20 protein-coding genes and 1 riboswitch are annotated in these 24,104 nt (G+C 66.6%); of the genes, 9 read left to right on the forward strand and 11 right to left on the reverse strand.

What is annotated here, in order from left to right; translation table 11 throughout:
- The first annotated feature begins 71 nt into the window (after positions 1-71).
- Positions 72-1,151 (forward strand): DUF1835 domain-containing protein, encoded by a 1,080-nt coding sequence (locus tag QX124_RS22735; protein WP_315798338.1) that lies wholly within the window; start codon positions 72-74, stop codon positions 1,149-1,151.
- On the opposite strand, the gene gcvP is transcribed toward QX124_RS22735, so the two are convergent.
- The 3 genes from gcvP to gcvT form a co-directional block, all read right to left on the reverse strand.
- Complete coding sequence (gene gcvP / locus QX124_RS22740; protein WP_315798339.1) at positions 1,130-4,003, reverse strand: aminomethyl-transferring glycine dehydrogenase; 2,874 nt, start codon at positions 4,001-4,003, stop codon at positions 1,130-1,132. The genes QX124_RS22735 and gcvP overlap by 22 nt on opposite strands.
- Positions 4,004-4,152: 149 nt before the next feature.
- Positions 4,153-4,518, reverse strand: a complete 366-nt coding sequence (gene gcvH / locus QX124_RS22745) for a glycine cleavage system protein GcvH (protein ID WP_315786738.1) — start codon at positions 4,516-4,518, stop codon at positions 4,153-4,155.
- Between the two features lie 9 nt (positions 4,519-4,527).
- Positions 4,528-5,676, reverse strand: coding sequence for a glycine cleavage system aminomethyltransferase GcvT (gene gcvT, locus QX124_RS22750; RefSeq protein WP_315798340.1), 1,149 nt, complete (start codon positions 5,674-5,676; stop codon positions 4,528-4,530).
- Positions 5,677-5,821: 145 nt separating this feature from the next.
- Positions 5,822-5,933: riboswitch (glycine riboswitch) on the reverse strand.
- 181 nt (positions 5,934-6,114) lie between these two features.
- Between gcvT and alaS the strand changes: the two genes are divergently transcribed.
- Positions 6,115-8,793 (forward strand): alanine--tRNA ligase, encoded by a 2,679-nt coding sequence (gene alaS / locus QX124_RS22755; protein ID WP_315798395.1) that lies wholly within the window; start codon positions 6,115-6,117, stop codon positions 8,791-8,793.
- A gap of 2 nt (positions 8,794-8,795) precedes the next feature.
- Positions 8,796-10,025, forward strand: a complete 1,230-nt coding sequence (locus tag QX124_RS22760; protein ID WP_315739936.1) for a cyclic nucleotide-gated ion channel — start codon at positions 8,796-8,798, stop codon at positions 10,023-10,025.
- 587 nt (positions 10,026-10,612) lie between these two features.
- Here the strand turns inward: QX124_RS22760 and QX124_RS22765 are convergent.
- From QX124_RS22765 to QX124_RS22775, 3 genes are all read right to left on the reverse strand, one after another.
- A complete protein-coding gene (locus QX124_RS22765; protein WP_315798341.1) occupies positions 10,613-11,002 on the reverse strand; it encodes a hypothetical protein in 390 nt (129 codons plus the stop codon).
- A 59-nt stretch (positions 11,003-11,061) separates the two neighbouring features.
- Positions 11,062-11,700, reverse strand: coding sequence for a leucine-rich repeat domain-containing protein (locus QX124_RS22770; RefSeq protein ID WP_315798342.1), 639 nt, complete (start codon positions 11,698-11,700; stop codon positions 11,062-11,064).
- 719 nt (positions 11,701-12,419) lie between these two features.
- Positions 12,420-12,797: a tautomerase family protein gene (locus QX124_RS22775; RefSeq protein ID WP_315798343.1), complete on the reverse strand. Its 378-nt coding sequence runs from the start codon at positions 12,795-12,797 to the stop codon at positions 12,420-12,422.
- A 97-nt stretch (positions 12,798-12,894) separates the two neighbouring features.
- Here QX124_RS22775 and QX124_RS22780 point away from each other — a divergent pair, with 97 nt between their 5' ends.
- The 3 genes from QX124_RS22780 (at position 12,895) to QX124_RS22790 (ending at position 16,925) form a co-directional block, all read left to right on the forward strand.
- Positions 12,895-13,752, forward strand: a complete 858-nt coding sequence (locus QX124_RS22780; protein WP_315716073.1) for a LysR family transcriptional regulator — start codon at positions 12,895-12,897, stop codon at positions 13,750-13,752.
- 432 nt (positions 13,753-14,184) lie between these two features.
- Entirely contained in the window at positions 14,185-15,534 is a 1,350-nt protein-coding gene (locus tag QX124_RS22785) for a carbohydrate porin (RefSeq protein ID WP_315739900.1), read from the forward strand.
- Positions 15,535-15,725: 191 nt separating this feature from the next.
- A complete protein-coding gene (locus tag QX124_RS22790) occupies positions 15,726-16,925 on the forward strand; it encodes an adenylate/guanylate cyclase domain-containing protein (RefSeq protein ID WP_315798344.1) in 1,200 nt (399 codons plus the stop codon).
- 156 nt (positions 16,926-17,081) lie between these two features.
- On the opposite strand, the gene QX124_RS22795 is transcribed toward QX124_RS22790, so the two are convergent.
- On the reverse strand, positions 17,082-17,369 hold the full coding sequence (locus QX124_RS22795) for a DUF3303 domain-containing protein (protein ID WP_315798345.1): 288 nt from the start codon (positions 17,367-17,369) through the stop codon (positions 17,082-17,084).
- Positions 17,370-17,545: 176 nt separating this feature from the next.
- On the opposite strand from QX124_RS22795, the gene QX124_RS22800 reads away from it, so the two are divergent.
- Positions 17,546-18,454 (forward strand): amino acid ABC transporter substrate-binding protein, encoded by a 909-nt coding sequence (locus QX124_RS22800; RefSeq protein WP_315770475.1) that lies wholly within the window; start codon positions 17,546-17,548, stop codon positions 18,452-18,454.
- A gap of 74 nt (positions 18,455-18,528) precedes the next feature.
- Here the strand turns inward: QX124_RS22800 and QX124_RS22805 are convergent, their stop codons facing one another.
- The 3 genes from QX124_RS22805 to QX124_RS22815 form a co-directional block, all read right to left on the reverse strand.
- On the reverse strand, positions 18,529-19,944 hold the full coding sequence (locus QX124_RS22805; protein WP_315739896.1) for a TolC family outer membrane protein: 1,416 nt from the start codon (positions 19,942-19,944) through the stop codon (positions 18,529-18,531).
- Positions 19,945-20,193: 249 nt separating this feature from the next.
- Complete coding sequence (locus QX124_RS22810; protein ID WP_315798346.1) at positions 20,194-20,973, reverse strand: enoyl-CoA hydratase; 780 nt, start codon at positions 20,971-20,973, stop codon at positions 20,194-20,196.
- Positions 20,974-21,057: 84 nt separating this feature from the next.
- Positions 21,058-21,447: a hypothetical protein gene (locus QX124_RS22815; protein WP_315756518.1), complete on the reverse strand. Its 390-nt coding sequence runs from the start codon at positions 21,445-21,447 to the stop codon at positions 21,058-21,060.
- Between the two features lie 324 nt (positions 21,448-21,771).
- On the opposite strand from QX124_RS22815, the gene QX124_RS22820 reads away from it, so the two are divergent.
- Complete coding sequence (locus tag QX124_RS22820) at positions 21,772-22,317, forward strand: sigma-70 family RNA polymerase sigma factor (RefSeq protein ID WP_315798347.1); 546 nt, start codon at positions 21,772-21,774, stop codon at positions 22,315-22,317.
- Positions 22,318-22,319: 2 nt separating this feature from the next.
- Positions 22,320-22,958, forward strand: a complete 639-nt coding sequence (locus QX124_RS22825) for a DUF1109 domain-containing protein (protein ID WP_315798348.1) — start codon at positions 22,320-22,322, stop codon at positions 22,956-22,958.
- A 28-nt stretch (positions 22,959-22,986) separates the two neighbouring features.
- Here the strand turns inward: QX124_RS22825 and QX124_RS22830 are convergent, their stop codons facing one another.
- Complete coding sequence (locus tag QX124_RS22830; RefSeq protein ID WP_315798349.1) at positions 22,987-24,096, reverse strand: DUF2336 domain-containing protein; 1,110 nt, start codon at positions 24,094-24,096, stop codon at positions 22,987-22,989.
- Between the last annotated feature and the right edge of the window lie 8 nt (positions 24,097-24,104).

Here is a 24,104-nt window from a genome sequence, read left to right on the forward strand (position 1 = left end):
GGGCGCCGGGAGCCGATCGCGAATATGTTGATAGCGCCTTGAGCCAATCGGGCCGTGCCGGAGCCAACAGCATGACGCGTTTGATTCTAGCGGCCGATGATCCAAGCGCCGGAGCGCTTCGGAGGGGCGGCTTTGCCGACCTGGTGGTGCCAATTCTCCATCGTTTCGTGTGGGGACCGCTGCCATCCGATGCCGAATTATCGGCGTATCTCGTCCAGCGCACCACGCGACGGAAGAGGGGGCATTGGTTGGATTTCGCCTCGCGTAGCGACGTCATGGCGGCCGGCGGGCGGAGTCACAGTTTTCTCGAACTTGTCGACCGCTGCGATAGCGTCGAGCTGTGGATGGGGACCCGTCCGAACGACCAGTTGGTGCTGATCTGGCTCTTGGATTATCTGCGCCATCACGCGGAGATCGCGACGAAGATCGTATTGCGGCATGTCGATGTACCGCTATTCGATGCCCCGGCCGGGCGACTCGCCGGTCGGACCATTGCCGGCGTCGAGCTCGCACGTGAGCATCTCGACCTGGGTCATCTGGCATGGCGGGCGTTTCGGGCGCCGACGCCGCAAGCCTGGTTCGATCTGTTGAAGCAGGATCTCAGTGCACTGCCGCAGCTTCGCCGCTGCGTGCAGGAGATGCTCGATGAGCTTCCCGGTGTTGCGACGGGCCTTGGAGCATCGGAGCTGAGAATCCTCGAATTGCTGTCAGCCGGCTATCAGCACCCATTCGACCTGTTGCCGCATCATCGGGATCGCTTTCAACGGCGCGTCTATGACTATTGGGAAGGAGGCACGTTGCTCGACGGTCTGGCGCTCGCGCCGGTGCCTGCAATTTCGGGCCTCGCCGAAACGCCATTCTCGGTCGAGATGCACGACAGCCGTGAACGCCTCGAGCGCTACAGGGCCAGCACGCTGTCGCTGACACCGCTCGGCAAGGCAATCCTCGCCGGCGAGGAGGATTTCAGCAGCCATAATCCGATCTGGCGCTGGTGGGGCGGCACCGAATTGATCAACGCCAATCTCTGGCGTTGGCATGCGGTGCTCATCGCTCCGGATCATGGCACGCCTCACGTCATTGATTGTCGCGAGCCGTGGCGCCCGATCCCTTGGAGCATGCGTGAGGAGGCTTACTCCGCCGCCTGGGCGTAGTCGGCCACCGGCGGGCATGAGCACACCAGATTGCGGTCGCCGTAGACGTTGTCGACGCGGCCGACCGGGCACCAGTACTTGTCGGTGCGCGAGGTGCCCGCGGGGAAGCAGCCCTCGCTGCGCCGGTAGGCCCTGTTCCAATCGTCGTCGGCGATGTCATGCACCGTGTGCGGCGCGTGGCGGAGCGGCGAGGCCTCGATTCCGAAGCGGCCCTGCTCGACCTCGGCGATCTCCTGGCGGATCGCGATCATAGCGTCGCAGAAGCGGTCGAGCTCCGCCTTGGACTCCGATTCCGTCGGCTCGATCATCAAGGTGCCCGCCACCGGGAAGCTCATGGTCGGCGCATGGAAGCCGTAGTCGATCAGCCGCTTGGCGATGTCGTCGACGGTGACGCCGCTGCTCTGCTTGAGCGGCCGCGGATCGATGATGCATTCATGCGCGACGCGGCCGCGCTCGTTGCGGTAGAGCACCGGAAAATGCGCATCGAGCCGCGCCGCGACGTAGTTGGCATTGAGGATCGCGATCTCGGTGGCGCGGGTCAGGCCGTCGCCGCCCATCAGCAGCATGTAGATGTAGGAGATGGTCAGGATCGAGGCGGAGCCATACGGCGCCGCCGAGACCGGCCCGATCGGATGCGCGCTCGCGCCATCGGTCGCAGGGTGACCGGGCAGGAAGGGCGCCAGATGCGCCTTCACGCCGATCGGCCCCATGCCCGGGCCGCCGCCGCCATGCGGAATGCAGAACGTCTTGTGCAGGTTGAAATGGCTGACATCGGCGCCGTAATCTCCGGGTCTGGAGAGGCCGACCTGCGCATTGAGGTTGGCGCCGTCGAGATAGACCTGTCCGCCGTGGGCATGGACGATGTCGCAGATGTCGCGGATGTGCTCCTCGAACACGCCATGCGTCGAGGGATAGGTGATCATGATGGCGGCGAGCTTGGCGCTATGCGCTTCCGCCTTGGCCTTGAGATCGGCCAGATCGACATTGCCGCCTGCATCGCAGCCGACCACGACCACCTCCATGCCGGCCATGTGCGCCGAGGCCGGGTTGGTGCCGTGGGCGGAGGAAGGTATCAGGCAGATGGTGCGATGGCCCTCGCCGCGGGCGGCGTAGTAGCCGCGGATCGCCAGGAGGCCGGCATATTCGCCCTGCGCGCCCGAGTTCGGCTGCAGCGACACGGCATCATAGCCGGAGATCCGGCACAGCCAGTCGGTCAGATCGGCGAACATCGTGTGATAGCCGGCGGCCTGCGCGCGCGGCACGAACGGGTGCAGGCTGGCGAATTCCGGCCAGGTCAGCGAGATCATCTCGGTGGTCGCGTTCAGCTTCATCGTGCAGGAGCCGAGCGGGATCATCGCACGATCGAGCGCGAGGTCGCGGTCCGCGAGCTTGCGCAGGTAGCGCAGCATCTCGGTCTCGGAGCGATGCGCGTGGAACACCGGATGGGTCAGGTACGGCCGCTGCCGCTTGAGCTCGGCCGGCAGCGCCTCGCGCGCTTCCGCCTCGATCGCCGTGTAGGAGAGGTCGCCGCCGAATGCGCGCCAGACGGCTTCGACGACATCGGCCGTCGTGGTCTCGTCTAGCGCGATCCGCAGCCTGCTGCCGTCGCGGCCGAGATTGATCCGCTCGCCTTCCGCGCGGGCGATGATCGAATCGGACTTGGCGCCGGCCTCGACGGTGACCGTGTCGAAGAAGGTCTCGCTTTCCGGCGCAAAGCCGAGCTTGCGCAGCCCTGCAGCCAGCACCGCGGTCCGTCGATGCGCGGTGCGGGCGATCGCCTTCAGCCCGTCGGGGCCATGATAGACCGCGTACATCGCAGCAATCACCGCCAGCAGCACCTGCGCCGTGCAGATGTTCGAGGTCGCCTTCTCGCGGCGGATGTGCTGTTCGCGGGTCTGCAGCGCCAGCCGATAGGCGGGGGCACCGCGCGAATCGACGGACAGGCCGACGATGCGGCCGGGCAGCGACCGCTTCAGCGCATCGCGTACCGCCATGTAGGCGGCATGCGGTCCGCCATAGCCCATCGGCACGCCGAAGCGCTGCGCCGAGCCGATCGCGATGTCGGCACCGAGCTCGCCCGGCGAGGCGATCAATGTCAGCGCCAGCAGGTCGGCAGCGAGGATCGCGAGCGCGCCCTTGTCGTGCAGCCGGGCGATCGCGGGGCGCGGATCGCGCAGCGCGCCCGTCGTATCCGGATATTGCAGCAGGCCGCCGAACACCTCGGCGCTGTCCAGATCCTTGGCCGGGTCGCCGACGATCAGCTGCCAGCCGAGCGGCTCGGCGCGGGTGCGCAGCACCGCCAGCGTCTGCGGGTGGACATCCTGATCGACGAAGAACGCCTTGGTCTTGGTCCGTGCCGACCGCTCGGCCAGCGCCATGGCCTCCGCCGCCGCCGTGGCTTCGTCCAGCAGCGAGGCATTGGCGACGTCGAGCCCGGTGAGATCGCAGATCATGGTCTGGAAGTTGAACAGCGCCTCCAGCCGGCCCTGGCTGATCTCCGGCTGATAGGGCGTATAGGCCGTGTACCAGGCCGGGTTCTCCAGGATGTTGCGCTGGATCACCGCCGGCATCAGCGTGCCGGAATAGCCTTGGCCGATCAGCGAGGTGAAGACCTGATTCCGCGCCGCCAGTGCGCGCATATGCGACAACGCTTCGGGCTCGCTCAGCGCCGGCTCGAGGGTGAGCGGCGCCGTCTGCCGGATCGTGCCGGGCAGCGTCTGCGCCATCAGCTCCGCCACGCTCTTGGCGCCGACGGTCTCCAGCATCGCCGCGACGTCGCGCGGCGAGGGACCGATATGGCGGCGGGCGAAGCTGGTGGCGGCATCATCGAGCGGCTTGAGCGGCGTGGTCATGAGCAAATCCTCTATGCCTCGTCATGCCCCCGCGACGGCGGGGCATCCAGTAAACATCGATGGTGAGATCAGGCGGAGAGAGCGCGGCGTAGTGGATCGCCCGGTCGAGCCGGGCGATGACAGTGGTGAGTATCGCCGCACCGCACGTCTCACGCCGTATGCGCCTTGTAGGCGGCCTCATCCATCAGGCCGCCGAGCTCGCCCCGGTCGGCGATCTTGAGCTTGAAGAACCAGGCCTTGCCGCCGGCGTCGGTGTTGACGAGCGCAGGCTCGTCGGCGATCGCCTGGTTGACCTCGACCACCTCGCCGCTGATCGGCGCGTAGACGTCGGAGGCGGCCTTGACCGACTCGACCACGGCGGCAGCTTCCGACTTCTTCAGCGCGCGGCCGACCTGCGGCAGCTCCACGAACACGACGTCGCCGAGCTGGGCCTGCGCATAGTCGGTGATGCCGATGGTGGCTGTGTCGCCATCGACGCTGAGCCATTCATGGTCGGAGGTGTAGAGCGTGGTCATGGACGTCCTTCAGCGCTTGTAGGTGTTGGGAACGAAGGGCATGGCGGCGACGCGCAGCGGTAGGCGCTGGCCGCGCACATCGGCGAACAGCCGGGTGTCGATTGCGGAGAGGGCGGTCGGCACGTAGCCCATGGCGACCGGCGCATTCAGCGTCGGTCCGAAGCCACCGGAGGTGACCTGGCCGATCGGCTCGGCCGAGTCGGCGCTCGCGAACAGCGGCGCGCCCTCGCGCACCGGTGCGCGGCCCTCGGGCCTGAAGCCAACGCGGCGGCGTGTCGCACCGCCATCGAACTGCACCAGGATCCTGTCGGCGCCGGGGAAGCCGCCAGCACGCGCGCCGCCGGTGCGGCGGACCTTCTGCACCGACCATTCCAGCGCGGCCTCGACCGGCGTCGTCGTCGTGTCGATGTCATGGCCGTAGAGGCAGAGCCCGGCCTCGAGCCGCAGGCTGTCGCGGGCGCCCAGCCCGATCGGCAGCACGTCGTTGTCGGACAGCAGCGCTTCGGCGAGCTGCTCGGCCTTGGCGGCGGGAACGGAGATCTCGTAGCCGTCCTCGCCGGTATAGCCGGAGCGGGAGACGTAGCAGGGGAGCCCGTCGACCATGCGCGGTCCCGCATCCATGAACCGCATGCCCTCGGCCTCTGCGTAGAATTTCGCCAGCACGCTCGCGGCCTTCGGCCCCTGCAGCGCCAGCAGCGCGCGGTCGGTCAGCGGCTGCACGTCACAAACGTCGGACAGCCCGTCGCGCAGCAGCTTGATGTCGGCGTCCTTGCAGGCGGCGTTGACCACCAGCAGCAGGTGCTCGCCGAAATTTGCCACCATCAGGTCGTCGAGAATGCCGCCGTCGGCGTTGGTGAATTGGGCATAGCGCTGCCGGCCTGCCGGGATGCCGACGATGTCCTGCGGCACCAGCCGCTCGAGCGCGGCTCCGGCGTCGGCGACCTTGCCGGATTTCGGCACCAGCGCGACCTGGCCCATGTGGGACACGTCGAAAAGTCCGGCCGCGCTGCGGGTATGGAGGTGTTCCTTGAGCACGCCGGGGGCGTACTGCACCGGCATCTCATAGCCCGCGAAGGGCACCATCTTGCCGCCAAGGCTGCCATGCAGCGCATGGAGCGGCGTTCGCTTCAAAGAAAGGGGGGCAGCCGGTTCAGCCATCGATCAGGGGTCCTCGCGCGGTTCCTCGGGACCAGTCCCGAAAAACGCCACCGAAGCCCCATCTGTCGCTGTGCCTGAGAGTATTATCCCGTCGGCGGACGCGGTCCGGTCAAAGCCCGGCCAGCGTCTCTTTCCAGATGCAGTTGCAGTCGCGAGGGTCCTTTTGCCTGAGAGTTTCCGGGGCGGTTGCTCCTTCGGCGCCGACCCTTGAAGTTCAACCAGAACCTCAGAAGACCGGTCTCTCCCGACGCGACTGTCGTCTATGTCCCGGACCAAACACCAGCCCGCGCAGGCTGTCAACGCGTCACTCGGGCTTTCAACCAGCTTTAGGAGCCGTGCAGCAAGCCCATGATGTTTCTGCACAGTTTCTGGACACGCGAAGTCCCCTTGTCTAAAAGCATCACCGCCGAATTCCCGGACTTCTTCGATTGGATTGCTATGAGCGGCGTCAACGAGATCAGGTCGACCTTCCTCAACTTCTTCGCCGCGAACGGCCACGAGATCGTGCCGTCCTCGCCGCTCGTGCCGCGCAACGACCCGACCCTGATGTTCACGAACGCCGGCATGGTGCAGTTCAAGAACGTCTTCACCGGCGTCGAGAAGCGCGCTTACAACCGCGCCACCACGTCGCAGAAATGCGTGCGCGCCGGCGGCAAGCACAACGACCTCGACAATGTCGGTTACACCGCCCGCCACCACACCTTCTTCGAGATGCTCGGCAACTTCTCGTTCGGCGACTATTTCAAGGAGAACGCCATCGAGCTCGCCTGGAAGCTCGTCACCAAGGAGTTCGGCCTGCCGAAGGACAAGCTGACCGCGACCGTCTACATCGACGACGACGAGGCGTTCGGGCTCTGGAAGAAGATCGCCGGCCTGCCGGAATCCCGCATCATCCGGATCGCGGGCTCGGACAATTTCTGGCAGATGGGCGACACCGGCCCGTGCGGCCCGTGTTCGGAAATCTTCTACGACCACGGCGACAAGATCTGGGGCGGCCCGCCCGGCTCGCCGGAGGCCGATGGCGACCGCTTCATCGAGATCTGGAACCTCGTGTTCATGCAATATGAGCAGCTCGAGGGCGGGGTCCGCAATCCGCTGCCGAAGCCGTCGATCGACACCGGCGCGGGCCTGGAGCGCGTTGCCGCGGTGCTGCAGGGCAAGCACGACAACTACGACATCGACCTGTTCGTCGCCCTGATCCGCGCCATCGCCGACCTCACCAATGCCGACCCGCAGGGCCCGCAGAAGGCGTCGCTCCGCGTCATCGCCGACCATCTCCGCGCCTCGTCGTTCCTGATCTCCGACGGCGTGCTGCCGTCGAACGAAGGCCGCGGCTATGTGCTGCGCCGGATCATGCGCCGCGCGATGCGCCACGCCCAGTTGCTCGGCGCCCGCGAGCCCTTGATGCACAAGCTGGTCGGTACGCTCTCCCGCGAGATGGGCCAGGCCTATCCGGAGCTGATCCGCGCCGAGGCGCTCATCAAGGAGACGCTGCGGCTCGAAGAGACCCGCTTCCGCAAGACCCTGGAGCGCGGGCTGGCCATCCTCGACGAGAAGTCTGCCACTCTGAAGAAGGGCGACATGTTCGACGGCGACGTCGCCTTCACGCTGTACGACACCTACGGCTTCCCGCTCGATCTCACCCAGGACGCGCTGAAGTCGCGCGGCATCAGCGTCGACCAGGCTTCCTTCACCGACGCCATGGACCGCCAGCGCGCCAAGGCGCGCGCGGCCTGGGCCGGCTCCGGCGAGGCTGCGACCGAGACCGTCTGGTTCCCGCTGCGCGAGAAGCTCGGCGCCACCGAGTTCCTCGGCTATGAGACCGAGACCGCCGAAGGCGCAGTGACCGCGCTGGTCAAGGACGGCGCCGAGGTCGAGAGCCTCAAGGCCGGCGAGAGCGGCGTCATCGTGCTCAACCAGACCCCGTTCTACGGCGAATCCGGCGGCCAGGTCGGCGACACCGGCCTCATGACCGGCGACGGCGTCCGCGTCCGCATCACCGACACCCAGAAGAAGGCCGGCGACCTGTTCGCGCATATCGGCACGGTAGAGCAGGGTACGCTCAAGCTCGGCTCCGCGCTGCAACTCGACGTCGATCACAGCAGGCGCTCGGCGATCCGCGCCAACCATTCGGCGACCCACATCCTGCACGAGGCGCTGCGCCAGGTGCTCGGCGACCACATAGCCCAGCGCGGCTCGCTGGTCTCGCCCGACCGGCTGCGCTTCGACTTCGTCCATCCGAAGCCGATCTCTCCGGAAGAGCTCGCCCGCGTCGAGGACATCGCCAATGACGTCGTGCTGGAGAACGCCGAGGTCACCACCCGCCTGATGGGGCTGGACGATGCCCGCGAGGCCGGCGCCCGCGCGCTGTTCGGCGAGAAATATGGCGACGAGGTCCGCGTCGTCTCGATGGGCGACGCCGCGCGCGAGCAGGGCTCGAACGCGATGGGCTGGTCCGTCGAGCTGTGCGGCGGCACCCATGTCAGGCGCACCGGTGACATCGGCCTGATCGCGGTCACCTCCGAGAGCGCGGTGGCGTCCGGCGTCCGCCGCATCGAGGCGCTGACGGCGCGCGGCGCGCGCGCGCATGCCAACCATAATCTGTCGCTCGCCAAGGCCGCCGCGGCCGAGCTGCGCACCACGGTCGAGGACGTACCGGCGCGCATCACCGCGCTGATGGAGGAGCGCAAGAAGCTCGAGCGTGAGCTGTCGGACGCGCGCAGGAAGCTCGCCATGGGTGGCGGCCAGGAGCCCGGCAACGGCGCTCCCGCCGGGATCCGCGACGTCGGCGGCATCAAGCTGATGGCCCGCGCCGTCTCGGGCATCGAGATGAAGGATCTCAAGTCGCTGGCCGACGAGGCCAAGAAGCAGCTCGGCTCGGGCGTCGCCGCGATCGTCGGCGTCACCGAGGACGGCAAGGCCGGCGTCGTGGTCGGCGTCACCGCCGATCTCACCGCGCGTTTCAATGCGGTCGACCTCGTGCGCGCCGCGTCCGAGGCGTTGGGCGGCAAGGGCGGCGGCGGCCGTCCCGACATGGCCCAGGCCGGCGGCCCCGACGGCGGCAAGGCGGAGGCCGCGCTGGCCGCGATCGAGAGCGCGATCGGCAAGGCCAGCTGATCGTGCCGCCGCTCGGGCCGGGCGAGAGCGTTCGCGATCCCGATCTGCGCGACCGGCTGTACGAGCTGCTCGAGCACGACCATCTGCCGAGCACGCACGGCTCGCGCGTCGTCCAGTTCATCGTGCTCGTCATCACGCTCGACGTGCTGGCGGTGGTGCTGGCATCGGACCCGGACATCGCGGCCGCCATTGGCGGACTGCTGCGCGCGATCAAGATCGGCGCGCTGATCGTCTTCGCCGCGGAGTATGTCGCCCGTCTCTGGAGCGTCGCCGGCCACATGCCGCGGCGGCAGTCGCCGCGCCAGGATCGCTTCGCTTACGCCTTCTCCGCGCTCGGCGTCGTCGACCTCCTGTCCTTCGTGCCGGCCGCGATTGCGCTCGTGCTTGGCGACCGCAGCCTGGAAGCGGTGTGCATCGTGCTGCCGTTCCTCAAGCTGGTGCGCTATTCGCCGGCGCTGCGCTCGCTGCTGTCGGCGGTGCAGGCCGAGCGGCGCATCTTGATCGGCTGCCTCGTGATCCTGGCCGGCGCGGTGCTGCTGTTCGCCTCGCTGCTCTACGCGGTCGAGCGCGACGTCCAGCCGGACAAGTTCGGCACCATCCCGCATGCGATGTGGTGGGCGATCGTGACGCTCGGCACCGTCGGCTATGGCGACGTCGTGCCGGTGACGCCGCTCGGCCGCATCATCACGGTGTTCGCGATCATCTGGGGCTTTGCCATGATCGCGCTGCCGGTCGCGATCATCTCGACCGCGTTCGCCGAGGAGATCAAGCGGCGCGACTTCGTCGTGACCTGGGGCATGCTGGCGCGGGTGCCGCTGTTCTCGCATCTCTCGGCGTCCGAAATCGCCGACATCATGCGGCTGCTGCGCGCGCGCACGATCGAGTCCGGCGAGGTGCTGGTGCGGCGCGGCGATGCCGCCTCCTCGATGTATTTCATCACTGCCGGCGAGGTCGAGATCGAGCTGCCGACGCAATGCGTCAAGCTCGCCGACGGCACGTTCTTCGGCGAGATCGCGCTGCTGCATCGGACCAAGCGCTCGGGCACCGTGACGGCGACACGCAAGACCCGGCTGCTGGTGCTCGACGCGCAGGATTTCCACGCCTTGATCGCGCGGATGCCGGCGCTGGCCGCGCATGTCCGGACCATCGCCAAGGCGCGCATGGCCGATTCCGGCGACCTCGCCCTCGCCGAGCTGTCGCAGGCCGAGCACGACGACCAGACGGACGGGTAGGTCCGAACAACGAGTCCGGCTGTCATCCTCCCCTGGAGGGGGAGGGTCGCCTCGCGGGGAGCGAAGCGAGACGTGAGGCGGGGTGGGGTGATCTCTCCGGCAGCACCAGCATCCGTGGCTTCACCCCACCCCTCTCGCCCGCTTCGCGTGCGATCGACCCTCCAGGGGAGGGTGAGACCGAGATCGCCGCCCAAGACAGATTGCCCATCAACGTCCTCGCTGCGGCGCGCGGGAGTGGCGCAGCTACGAGCTTTATCTCATCTACCAACCAGTCAAACAGCCGGGCATGCACATGCGGTCCCGTGGCGCGGTCGCGCCCGGGGGATGCGGAAAGCATTCGCCCTCGATAGTGATGAGGGCGCAGGGAATGCCGGGTGAGGGCCTCACCCATGGCCCGCCTGCGAAAAAAATGCAGGCGGCAGGTACCACAGGCAAAGCCGATTCATCCGGCATTCCCTGCGCGGCGGTTTTAACGCTTATACGCGATCTCCTCGGTGCACCGGGCTTGTTGGCCACCGTGCGCGACGACGCGCTTCTCGCTCGCCGCCGCGGGGACACCAGCTTCGGGGTGTCAGGACCACGCGACTTCACGTCCGCAAGCGCATCATTCGTCCGCGCATGAAGCGCGCTGATGCCCTCACGTCCACCGCATTGCCGGCCCAACGTTTCGTGACGACGCGTACGCCCCTCATCCGGACCGGAACGAAGGGAGCATAGACATAATTTGCTGATTTTCGGAAGTAGTTTATTTTTGCGCGAAGCTCTTGAAATGAGCGATGATATTGAAGTCGCTGACGAAACGCGCCGTTCCGGCGAGCGCCGATCGGGAGGCGGCGGAGACCGATTTCGTTGCATGAAAGGCAGGGACGCTGCTCGTCGGGCAAATCAACGAACAGGAGGTCACGACCGAATTCGACCCCATCGCTCTGACCTGCGCGGCGCAGCAAGTCGGCGGCTGTCTGCGGTACAACGGCCATGGCGCTCAGGCGTTCGAGACGGCAGCTTGTGACCAGAGTGCACGTTGCAAACGCAAGCGTTACAGGTAAATCGCGCAACCTCGTTCTTCGAGCTCAGCGAACCAGTTCGGGCGTGAAATCGTCGTCACCCAGCGCAGATCAAGCTTTTCGAGACGTGGAAGCTTGAGCAGCGCTTCCGGCAAGGCGGCGACAGGGTTCCCTCTCAAGTCGATCTGCCGCAGCTCCACCATTGAACCGATATCTTCCGGCAAATGGGTCAAGCTATTGTTCCTGAGATGCAGCTCACGCAGCCGCGTCAATTTGGAAATGGTCGTCGGCAGAGTCGTCAGGCGATTGTCGGTCACGCGAAGTTCGAGAAGTCCTGACATCTCGGTAACCGCGTCGGGCAGTCTCTCGAATTCGTTTGCGCTGATGTTGAGGTAGCGCAACCGGGTAAGTCGCCCCAACGACGATGGAAGCTCTTTCAGCGCATTGTCGTGCAAGTACAGGAAGTCGCTCAGGCCGACGAGTTCGCCTAGCGCAGCCGGAACCTGCCGTAACAGGTTGTGGCCCAGGTCCAGCGTTCTCAGGGCGCGTAGCTCGCCGACCCTGTCCGAGATCTCCACCAGGCGATTGTCGGCCAGCACGAGCGATTGCAGGTTCGTCCGATCCCAGACATGATCCGGCACGGCGCCGAGCGCCTGTTTCCACAAGGACAAGTGCAGGTCCGACGCGTTCCTCACAGCCGGATCATGCCTCGACTTCACCCGGAGACCAAGGGCAGTTCTGATCCATCTCGGGCCTTTCGGTCCGCGGCGGAAGTTTACGCTATCGAGGTTCAACTGTAAGCAAGCCGACAGTGACACGACAAGGCAGTTTCTGACCCGAAGCTGGCTGACCCGCCAGCCGGCGCGCAACTGGTGTTTACAAACTTGAACCGCAATTGCCGATGCAATTCTGGTGGGTTGGATTTCATGGGATCGATGCTTTGAGAACGGCAATTGCATTGCTGCTTGTTGCAGTTGCGCTGTCAGTGTCCGCACGGGCCGAGAACGACAAATTACGTCAAGTGGTCTCAAACCTCAAAGCCTGCGTCCGCACGCATGCACCAACGGCCAAAGCCGCTGGGGTTAAGACAGCAGGCGACGCCGTCAACTTCTTCATCGAGACATGCGGCCCACCGCCCAGTTATCTTGGGCCAGCAAACGTGGGCACGATCCCTCCTGGTCTGCTTCGGGGCGTCGTTCGCGATGAGTGGAATGCCTTCATTCAAGATGCGCAGCCTCGCTAGGACGTACGACGCGCTCTCTCCTTGTCATTGCGAGCGCAGCGAAGCATTCCAAACTGTCTCTCCGAAGGATTCTGGATTGCGTCGCTGCGCTCGCAATGACGCGCGCAGACATCGTGCTTCCAGGCGAGCCGCTCGCCGCCGATCGCCTCACGCAAATTGCGCGAGGCCGTGGCCGACCGACCAGTTCTCCTTGGCGGCGTCGAGGATGGTCATGAACAGGTCCTCCGGCCTGATGCCGGGGCTGTCCCCGAGCAGGTCGGCGATGCGTCGGAACAGCGCCTTCTTCTGCTCTCGCGTGCGGGTGTTGAAGACGGTGATCTGGATGTAGACGAGATCGTCGCTGCGGTTGATGCCGAAGGCGTTGCCATAGCGGAAGTTGGAAGGATCGTGCTCGGTGATGGTCATGAACTGATCGTCCTCCGGCACGTCGAGCGCCTCGCGCATCGCCCGGTAGAGGCTGTCGAAGATCGCCTGCCGGTAGGCCTCCGGCTTGCCCGCGCGCAGCGAGATGTGAAGCAGCGGCATCCCTGGTCCTTTCATCCGTGATGTCGGCTGAGAGGTTAGATGCGGCGGTGCGGTTCGGGTATGCTGGGGATCGAGATATCAGTCATAATGGCTGGAAATGACCGAACACCCGCTCGACCTGGACGAGGTCCAGGCCTTCGTCCGTATCGCCGAGCTCGGCAGCTTCACCCGTGCCGCCGAGGCGATGCAGACGACCCAGGCCGCGATCAGCCTGAAGCTGCGGCGGCTCGAGAACAGGCTGGGGTGCCGGCTGATCGAGCGCACGCCGCGTCATGTGCAGCTCTCGGAGCGAGGCAGGGTCTTCCTCGATCCTGCCCGTCAGCTGCTGGCAGCGCACGACCGCGCGCTCGCGGTGTTCGCCGGCGTGCGGCAGCGTCTGATCATCGGCATCAGCGACCATGTCGCCGGGCCGGAGCTGCCGGCGCTGATCGCGCGCATGAACGACCATGATCCGCATCTCGTGGTCGAGATCCGCATCGGATCGTCGGCCGACCTGCTGCAGAGCTACGACCGGCGCGAGCTCGAGGCGGTGATCGTCCGCCTGCATGCCGGACGCAGCGATGGCGACCTCGTGGCCGAGGAGAAGTTCGGCTGGTTCGCTGGCCCGGATTGGGAGCCGCGCGCGGGCGAGCCGTTGCCGGTCGCGACCATGGCCGAGCCGTGCGGCGTGCGCGCGATGGCCGCGCAGCATCTCGATGCGGCCGGCGTGTCCTGGGCCGAAATCTTCGTCGGCGGCGGCGTTGCGGCGGTCGTCGCGGCCGTCACGGCCGGGCTCGGCGTTGCCGCACTCGCGCCGCGCATGCTGCCATCGGGCGCGGTCGATGTCGGCGCAAGGCTCGGATTGCCGGAGCTGCCCCGGCTGCCGGTCGTGCTGCACACGCGGGTGAGGGATGGCCGGGCGCGCGCGGCGCTCGATGCCCTCGTGGCGGCCTTCCGAAGCGCGGTGCGGGCGTGATGCATGCGGCGCGTGCCGCGGCGCAGGTGATGGAGCTTGGAGCTGCGATCAACTCCGAACGCTATTTCGACGGCCGGATTGATGTCCTGCTCGCGGATGGATCGCGCGTGCCCGCGCGCAGATCTGATCGCTCTTGGAATTGGCTCCTCAGGAGTCGCCGGGGTGGAATTGACGTAAGCCTTATTCCGCAATGCGGGATGTGACACTCATGTCACAGTTACGGTTATACCGACTCCCAAATATAATATGACTATTCAAGGGCGCCCTGGTGCTTGCTAGGATTGCCATCCAATCTCAGGTTGACGAAATCGCTCCTCGAATGAGCGGCGGCCGGGATTGAGCCGTGGGGAAGCGCGTGCCGGGACGGAGGCTCTGGGCCGGACGCGACAGAACAACATCCAGAGCCTGGGGACGCTGCGAGGAGCAGGAAAAATGAGTGGGTTTGCGACGACCGCGCGCATGTGCGGCGTAGGGGTTGCTTTGTCTTGTTTGTTGGGTGGCGGTGGTGCGGTCGCGGCCGATCTGCCGATGAAGGCGCCGCCGATTCCCTATGCGGGTGTCGATGATTTCTGGACGCGGCCGTATCTGTTCGGCGATCTCGGCCGGACCAGGCTGAAGGAGCAAGGCATCTCGCTCGCGCTCACGCTCGGCGACGAAGCCGTCACCAATCTGTCGGGTGGCTCGCGCAACACCGCGGCCAATGCCGGGCAATTGTGGTTCGAAGCCAAGTTCGACATGGCCAAGCTCGCCGGCATCCAGGGCGGCATGATCGGCGTGACGCTGGTCGATCGCTTCGGCAAGAATCTCAACAGCGAGGCCGGCATTCCGGCGCTGCAACTGACCAACGAGGTGTTCGGCCGCGGCAACATCCTGCGCCTCACCGAATTCTACTATCAGCAGAAGCTGTTCGACGACCGCCTCGTGCTCAAGGGCGGCCGGCTGCCGGTCGGCTCCGACTTCTTCTTCGGCCAGTGCGAGTTCATCAACCTGACCTTCTGCGGCGGCCAGCCGGGCAACATCCAGGGCGGCTACATCTACAACTGGCCGGTGAGCCAGTGGGCCGGCGTCGTGCACTACAACTTCACCAAGGAATGGAAGCTGTCGGTCGGCGTCTACGACGCCAATCCGAACTATCTGACGACGTCGGACGCCGGCGTCTACCTCGCGCCGGGCATTCCGCGCTCCACTCCCGCCTCGGGCGTGCTGGTGCCGGTGGAAGTGGTGTGGGAGCCGAGCGGTCCGCTGAACGGCACCTGGCGCTTCGGCGGCTGGTATGACAGCGCGTCGACGATCGACGGCGGCTTGCCCGGCATCGTCGCCGTCGTCCCCGGTGGTCCCGGCGTGGGAGATCAGAATCTCAGCAGCCAGCGCGGCCGCTACGGCTTCTATGAATCGATCCTGCAGCGGCTGACGGTCGAGGGTCCCAAGGCGCAGGGCTGGTACACCTTCCTCAACACCAGCGTCGCCGATCACCGCACCTCGTATCAGGACTACCAGATCTCCTGGGGCGTCAAGCACACCGGCACCTTCTCGTTCCGTCCCGACGACGAGGTCGGCTTCGCGGTCGGCACGACGCATGTCAACTCGGCGGCGCTGACGCCGAATGCCGGCGGCAACGAGGTGCCGATCGAGGCCTGGTATGGCTGGCAGGCGACCGGCTGGATGAACCTGAAGTTCGACGCCCAGTATGTCATCAATCCGGGCGGACGCGGCTTCAACGCCGCCGGCGTGAAGACCGGCAATGCGGTGGTGCTCGGCCTGCGGACGGTCGTCCACTTCTGATCCTGTGATGTGAGCCGACGGGGCGGGTGTGCAGCATCCGCCCCATCTGCGCGAGGCGTCTCGGCGATCCGATGCGGAGCTGGCGCATCCTGCCCATCCGGGTGGGCCGCGATGCGATGACGTCGATTGACTCTTTCGCATTGCGGCACGACATCTCCTGGGTCGCGCCGCCGACCTGCCAGGAGACCGCCATGACCGCAACAGACACCCATCCCGTTGCCGGCCGACGCCTGGGCGACGAGGTCGTGGACTGGCTCACCAACGGCACCCGCGACGAGCGCTTCATCGACAACATCTTCGGGCAGATGTGCAACCGGCTGCAGCGCGCCGGCATTCCGGTGAAGCGGGCCTCGCTGCACGTCCAGATCAATCATCCGCAGTGGCTCGGCGCGCGCATGCTGTGGAGCGACGGCATGCAGGGCGCCGACATCGCCCGCGTCGACTACGACGTCCGGGAGCGCTCCGAATATATCGGCAGTCCCGCCAGCGAAATCCATGAGGGCGTCGAGGAGATCCGCGAGAACCTCGCGCGCGACCCCGAGCTCGGCCGTCGGCACGCGATCTATGACGAGATGCGGGCGCAGGGCCTGACCGACTATGTCGCATGGCCGATGTATCACACGCTCGGCAAGCGCCACATCGTCACCTTCGCGACCGACCGGCGCGGCGGTTTCGACCAGGCGCACATCGACGCGCTGATCAGGCTCGTGCCGGTGCTGGCGCTGGTCAGCGAGATCCGCATCAAGAACCGGCTGGCGCGGACCCTGCTCGAAACCTATGTCGGGCCGCATGCCGGCGAGATGGTGCTGGCCGGCGCCACCCGGCGCGGCAGCGGCACCACGGTGCGCGCCGCCATCATGATCTGCGACCTCCGGGACTTCACCCGCATCTCCGACAACTGGCCGCGCGACGACGTCATCGATCTGCTCAACAGCTATTTCGATGCCATGGTGGAGCCGATCACGCAGCACGGCGGCGAGATCCTGAAGTTCATCGGCGACGGCCTGCTGGCGATCTTTCCGCTCACCGAGCCCGCTGCCTGCGCCAACCTGCTGCACGCCGTGAGCGGCGCCCGCAAGGCGATGACCGAGCTGAACGCGCGCAACGGCGAGACCGGCCGCGCGCCGCTGAACTACGGCATCGGTGTCCATGTCGGCGACGTCATGTACGGCAATATCGGCTCGCGCACCCGGCTGGATTTCACCGTCATCGGCCCCGCGGTCAACATGGCCTCGCGCATGGAGGCGCTGACCAAGCAGGTGGGCCGGCCGGTGCTGCTGTCGCGCGATTTCGCCGAGCTCGTCGAAGGCCCGTTCGCGCTGGAGCGCGTCGGCGAATTCCCGGTGCGCGGATTCAACGATCCGATCGAGCTGTTTTCGTTCGATGGGTAGGGCATTCAGTAGGGTGCGCAAAGGCGCAGCCGCGCTGTCTCCACGTTCGAGATCATCGTGGCGCCGTGCCCATCATCCTGCTGATGAGTTCGTGGAAAAACGGCGTGCACGCAGCCGCCTGCTGCTTTGCCCACCTTACGCGGACTTCTCCGCCGTTCACGCCTCGTCCAGAAACGGCGCCACAACCTCGCGCGTCTCAGCGCTCGTCACCACCGGCACGATCTCGAACGTCATGCCGGTGTCGCGAGCATTGGAGAGAATCCATTGCTGCAGCAATCGGGCGTCGTCGCATTCCATCAATTGGAAGCAGCGGTCGAAATTGGGTTCGATCCAGCTGCCGAGATATTTCAGCCCGTCGGGAAACGTGATGCCGGGATTGCGGACACGCCGATAGACCGGGATCGGATCGCGGTCCTTGAAACGTTCGATCACCATGAACAGCATGCGCGCCTCCGTCCTGACGTGCACGCATTGTGCGGTGAATCGGTGCGGGGTGCCAGCCCGGGGGGACATCGTTCGCCTGACGGACGAGGCCTCGATGGCCTCGTGGACGAGACGCCTTTCCCTGGCGCAGTCCTTGCTTCTGCGAGGGAACTCGCATCCAACGGGAAGAGAAACCCATGAAGAAGGCACGTCTCGTCGCGTACGCTCTGGTTGCAGCGGTGCTGGCCGCACCCGCCTTCGCGGAGGAGCTGACCGGCACCTTGCAGAAGATCAAGGAGACCGGCGCGATCACGATCGGCTACCGCGAAACCTCGCTGCCGTTCTCCTACATCGACGACAACCAGAAGCCGCTCGGCTTCGCGCTCGACATCTGCAACAGGATCGTAGACGAGATCAAGGCGACGCTGACGCTCGACAGGCTGGAGGTGAAGCTCACGCCGGTGTCGTCGGCGACCCGCATTCCGCTGATCGCCAACGGCACCATCGATCTCGAATGCGCCTCGACCACCAACAACATCGAGCGCCAGCGGCTGGTGTCGTTCTCGCCGACCTATTTCCTCACCGCCAACCGCTTCGTCGCCAAGGCCGCGAGCGGCCTCAAGACCATCGACGACCTCAAGGGCAAGACCGTCGCCTCGACATCGGGTACCACCAACATCAAGCAGCTCTTCGAGGCCAACACGGCGCGCCAGCTCGGCATGAACGTGCTGACGGCCAAGGACAATGCCGAAGGTTTTCTGATGGTCGAGAACGGTCGCGCCGACGCCTATGTGATGGACGACATCCTGCTCGCGGGCCTGGTGGCCAGCGCGAAGACGCCGTCGGACTTCGTGATCTCGACCGATCAGTTCTCGATGCCGGAGCCCTATGGGATCATGCTGCGCAAGGACGATCCGGCCTTCAAGGCCGTCGTCGACCGCGCCGCCACGAAGCTCTATACGAGCCCGGAGATCGCGGCCTTGTACGCCAAATGGTTCATGGCGCCGGTGCCGCCGAAAGGCGTCAACTTCAACTTCCCGATGACATCCGCGCTGCAGAAGGCGTTCGCGCATCCGAGCGACAGCGGCGATCCCAAGGCCTATTAGTATCTTCGGCTTATGTCATACGGCGTATCGACAGGATGGGATGAGGCCGGCGCTCGCGCGGGTCTCGTCGCGCGCTACTGCCCCGAGGGCGTGCGCAGGCCGTGCCAGGCGTCGCGCACCTGGTGGTAGTGAACCTCGGGCAGATAGTCCGGCGTGTTCAGGTTGAGGTTCTTGACGTCGAGCCGGCCGATCGCGCTGAGCAGCGTGTAGGAGGCGATGACGCGGTCGCGCTGGGCGCCGATCAGCCGCGCCTTGGCCTGGATCAGGTCGGCCTGCGAGTTCAGCACGTCGACGGTCGTGCGCTGGCCGCCCTGGGCCTCGCGCGAGACGCCTTGCAGCGCGACGGTGGCGGCCTTCACCTCGGCCTCGGAGGCGCTGACGGCGACCTTGGCGCCTTCATTGGCGACCCAGGCGCTGACCACCGCGGTGCGCGCCTGGTTGCGGACCTGGTCGAGCACGAGGCGGCTCTGCGCCGCGAGCTCCTTGCTCTGGCGGGTCTGCGACGCCGCCGTGCCGCCGTCATAGATCGGCGCGGTGACGCTGCCGACGATCGAGGCCTGGTCGGTGCCGAAGGTGCCCAGCGTCTGATCCGAATCGCGGCTGCGGCTGACACCGCCCTGCAGGGTCACGCTCGGCAGCAGCGCGCCCTCGGCGACCTTGATCGAGGTCGAGGCCGCGTCGACGTCGAAGCTCGCCGCAGCCACGGCCGGATTTTCCTTGTTGCCGAGCGCAATCGCGTCCTCGCGGCTGCGCGGCAGCAGGCGATCGATCGGGTCGGCCGCGCGCAGCTGGCCTGGCGCCATGCCGATGACCTGGGCATAGGTCGCCTGGCTGATGGCGAGGTTGACCTCGGCGGCGTTGAGATCGGACAGGCCGCGCGACAGCCGCGCCTCGGCCTGCGAGGCGTCGGTCGGCGTGACGTCGCCGGCATTGAGGCGGCGCTGCGTGACGGAGAGCGTCTCGCGCAGGAAGGCGACGTTGGAGCGTTGTGCCTCGACCAGCGACTGGTTGGCGAGCACGTTGGTGTAGGCGGTGACGGCGTCGAGCAGCACGCCCTGGCCGACATTGCGCAGCGCCTCGCGGCCGGACTGCACCTGCAGCTCCGCCATGCGCACGCTGTTGGCGGTGCGGAAGCCGTTGAACAGCGTCTGCGTGACGGTCACGCCGATGGTCCAGGGCTTCAATGTCGCGGTCTGGATCGTGTTGTTGGGGAGCAGGTTGCGCACGGCCTGCAGGCCGGCGCCGAGGCTCGCGATCAGTTGCGGACGATAGCCGGCCAGCGCCTGCGGCACGTTCTCGTCGGTGGCGCGCTGGCGCGCGCGCTCGGCATTGAGCGCCGGGTTGGTCTGATAGGCTTTCGCGAGCGCGGCCGCGAGATCCTCGGCGCGCACAGGCGAGCAGACGACGAGGCTGGCCGCGAGGGTCAGGCCGAGGCCGATCCTTCGCGCACGCACCTCGCCGACGCCAAATTCCTTGGCTCGACCCACCATCCGACTCCGCCGCGTCCCACTGTCTTAACCAGTTGTTTACCTGTTTAGGGCGGATGGCGGCCACACACAAACCGCGGATGTGGAATCCGGCAGGCTTTTCCATGGTTTGTTGTGTCGTGCTCGCCACAGACCGTTTGTCGCAGTGCTGCGACATGGCCGCACGGATACGCGCTCGGTAGGCGGGTGAGGGGCACCCGTGGACATCAGAGGCAGATCGATTCGTTCAGCTGCGAGTGACCCGCAGCAATCTCACCGGTTCTTGTTCACCGGCTTGCGCTTCTCGATGAAGGCAGCCATGCCCTCGGCGCGGTCCTCCAGCGCGAAGGTGGCGTGGAACAGGTTGCGCTCGACATTCATGCCTTCGGAGAGCGGGGTCTCGAAGGCGCGGTTGACGGCCTCCTTGGCCATCGCCGCCGCCGGGCGCGACATCGCCGCGATCTTCTCGGCCGCAGCCATCACCTCGTCCATCAGCCTGTCGGCCGGCACGATGCGGCTGACGAGGCCGGAGCGTTCGGCCTCGGCCGCATCCATCATGCGGCCGGTGAGGCAGAGGTCCATCGCCTTGGCCTTGCCGATCGCGCGCGTCAGGCGCTGGGTGCCGCCGATGCCCGGAATGGTGCCGAGCGTGATCTCGGGCTGGCCGAATTTCGCGGTATCGGCGGCGATGATGAAGTCGCACATCATCGCAAGCTCGCAGCCGCCGCCGAGCGCGTAGCCCGCGACCGCGGCAATGGTCGGCTTGCGGCAGCGCGCGACGCGGTCGCCGCCGATCGCGGTGAAGTCGCTCGAGAACATGTCGATGAAGCTCTTCGGCTGCATCTCCTTGATGTCGGCGCCGGCGGCGAACGCTTTCTCGCTGCCGGTGATCACGATGCAGCCGATGGCGTCGTCGGCCTCGAGATCATCCACGGCGGCGGCGATCTCGCGGAAGACGCCGAACGACAGCGCGTTGAGCATCTTCGGCCGGTTCAGGGTGATGACACCGACCGCGCCTTGGCCTTCGACGATGATGTGCTCGTAGACGCTCATGATCCCACCCCGAGAAATCAAAACAGCGGGCAATGTGCCCGCTGGATCGATGCGCATCAAGTAGGTGCGGCGCCGCGCTGCGCCTCAGATCATGAACATCCGCGCCGCCGAGCCCAGGGTGAGCAGGGTGCCGCAGGCGATGAAGATCTTGCCGATGATCGAGGCCTTGTCCCAGCCGGAGCTGTCGTCATTGCTGACCGTGACCATGTTCACGGTGACGTCCGAGGCCGCCGGCGCATCGCTCGGCGCGGCGTCGGCCGCTTGCGCCGCAGGTGCGGCCTGAGCCTGGGCTTCGGCCGGCAGCGGCGCCGGGAAGCCGTCCTGCTTCGCCGCCGGAGCGCTCTCGGACCCCACCGGCAAGAACGGACTGTAGCTCTGCTGTTCGGCCGCGCGCGCGAATCCAGTGCCAACGAGGCCCAGAACGAACGCGGCGGCAATGATCAATGCTGAACGTCCACTGGCTTGGATCGTCATCGTCGGCCTTCTCCCCATCCCGCCAGCCCAAGCCGGAGTGAGACCCCGACAGATGTCGAGAACGGGGCAGAAAATGGGTATCTTCCTGCCGCTCACGGCAAAAGCTGGGCGCCGCCGCACTTTGCGAGCGGCCCATCAAACCCGATCATGCACCTCGCGATTCGGTGCTATGGAGCGGTTCCAAGACTTGCCCGGTGGCGTGCTCTCGGTGTGGCGTAACTCGGATGGTTCCGAGGCCAATGTCTTCATCACGAATTAGTGATGAGGATGGAGCGAGAGTAACAAACTGAGTGTTTCGGGCGAATTGCTGGGGGTGGAGCGGAGTTGCGCGAGCGTGACGACGAGTGGACGGGCTGGATGCGCCAGGCCGTCGCCGGTGACGACGAGGCCTATCATCGCCTGCTGAGGGCGATCACGCCGGTGTTGCGCGCAGCATCACGGCGGGGGTTGGCGCGCGCCGGCCAGCCCCCCGACCAGGCCGAGGACATCGTGCAGGAAATTCTGTTGGCGGTTCACCTGAAGCGGCACACCTGGGACGTCGACGCGCCGTTCGCGCCCTGGCTGTTCGCGATCGCGCGCAACAAGCTGATCGACATGCTGCGCCGGCGCGGCCGGCGGGTGTTCGTCGACATCGACGATTTTTCGGAGACGCTGGCCGACGCGCCGGCGGCGCCCACCGTCTCGGCCAGCGAGGTCGAGGCGCAGCTGAAGACGTTGCCGCAGCGCCAGCGCGACGTGCTGCAGTCGATCGCGGTCGAGGCCGCCTCGATCAAGCAGACCGCAGAGAAGTTTTCGATGAGCGAGGGCGCGGTGCGGGTGGCGCTGCACCGGGCGCTCGCAAGCCTCACGGCCAAGCTACGGGATACCTGACCATGGACACCGATCAGCTCATCCGCACCCTCGCGGCCGACAATGCGCAGCGCGCGCAGCCGGTCGGCATCGTGCTGGCGCTGGCCCTGATGGCGGCGACGCCGGTATCGACCGCGATGCTGCTCATCGGCCTCGGCGTCCGGCCGGACATCTGGCTCGCGGTGCGCAATCCGTTCTTCGACCTGAAGTTCGTCGTCACCACGGCGCTGGCGATCCCGGCGCTGATCATCGGCCTGCATCTGTCGCGCCCCGAAGCCTCGCTGCAGGGCTGGAGCTGGCTGCTGATCGCGCCGATCGTCGTCCTCATCGGCGGCATGGCGGCGGAGATGATGCTGCCGCAGCGCACGCCGATGATGGCGCGGCTGGTTGGCCACAATTCGATGGTGTGCATGAGCGCCATTCCCGTGCTGTCGCTGCCGCTGCTGGCCGCCGCGCTGTTCGGCCTGCGCCATGGCGCGCCGTCGCGTCCGGCGATGACGGGCGCGATCGCCGGGCTGGTCGCGGCGGGCATCGCCGCGACGCTCTATGCCGCGCATTGCACCGACGATTCGCCGCTGTTCGTGGCCACCTGGTACACGGTGGCCGCGCTGATCGTGGCCGGGCTCGGCGCGCTCATCGGCGCAAGGGTCCTGCGCTATTGAGGGGGCTGCGCGACGAGCGAGGTCGCGACTACGCCTGCATCGGCGCCGCGGCGTCCTGCACGCGGTGGAAGCGCAGCACCTGCTGCGCGGTGGACCGCCGGAGCCGCTCATAGGTCGCCTTGCAGGCGTCGAGATCGGCCGGCGCGGTGGTGGCGAGCTCATCGCGCATCAGGATGATCGACTTCACCGTCGGCCAGGACAGCCCTGCGACCTTGGCAAGGATCATCACGCCCTCGGCGCGGCTTTCGATCATGATGCTTTCGGCGACCGCGACCGGCACGTTGGCCATGGCCGCGACGGCGGCATTGGCCTCGTCGAACTTGCGCTGCTCGGTGAACTGCACGACGAGACGGTCGTCGAGCCGGCCCTCGGCATGCAGCGAGCGCACCAGCGCGTGCGCGATCTCGGTCTGGCTGGTCAGCGCCACCGCGCTCGATCGCGCCCGCCGGCCCGCCATGCGCACCGCCGAGGAAACCTCCTGCGCGAGCTTCGGATTTGCCGCCTCGAGCCGCGTGCGGACCGTGGCAGACGCCTTGGCGACCAGCTTCAGATAGAGGTGGCGCGGCAGATTGGGCCGCATGGCGAGGCACGCGGCGAGGTTTTCGTCCAGCGCGGCGCGATCGACCAGCGTGTCGAGGCTGGTCCCCGAGACGTCGGCGCCGGGATTGCTGACGGTGCTGTGAACGACCTCGTCGTTGCCGCGCCTGAGCAGGATGTCGGTGACGGCGTGGCTGAGCACGCGCCGGAGCGAGATCGCGAGCAGATGCGCCTGGCTCTTGGTCTCGGCTGTGCGGATCAGCGCGGCCTCATCGATCCGTTCCGACTTCGACAGCACGGGGCCTGCGACATCGATGGCGTCGTCATCGGCCAGCCGGTGCAGCGTCCGCGGCGGCGCCGACGCAAGCGGCGCAAGCCGGCGCGCGAGCAGGGCGCGGGCCGAGATCTCGATGTGGTCGATCAGGCATTCGAATACGTCGTCGAACAGCGCGACCTGGTCATCGGCGAAGTCCGTCGCGCCGTCGACGAGCAGGTCCGTCACCTTGCGCAGGGTCTCGACCCGCCGCGCGACGGTGCCGTGCGCGAGCGTGTCCTCGAGCTCGTCGAGCAGGCTTTCGTTCGGGGTGGGTTTCGGGGGCATGCCGGGAT

It is taken from the genome of Bradyrhizobium sp. SZCCHNRI3043, from assembly GCF_032377735.1.
Lineage (GTDB): Bacteria > Pseudomonadota > Alphaproteobacteria > Rhizobiales > Xanthobacteraceae > Bradyrhizobium.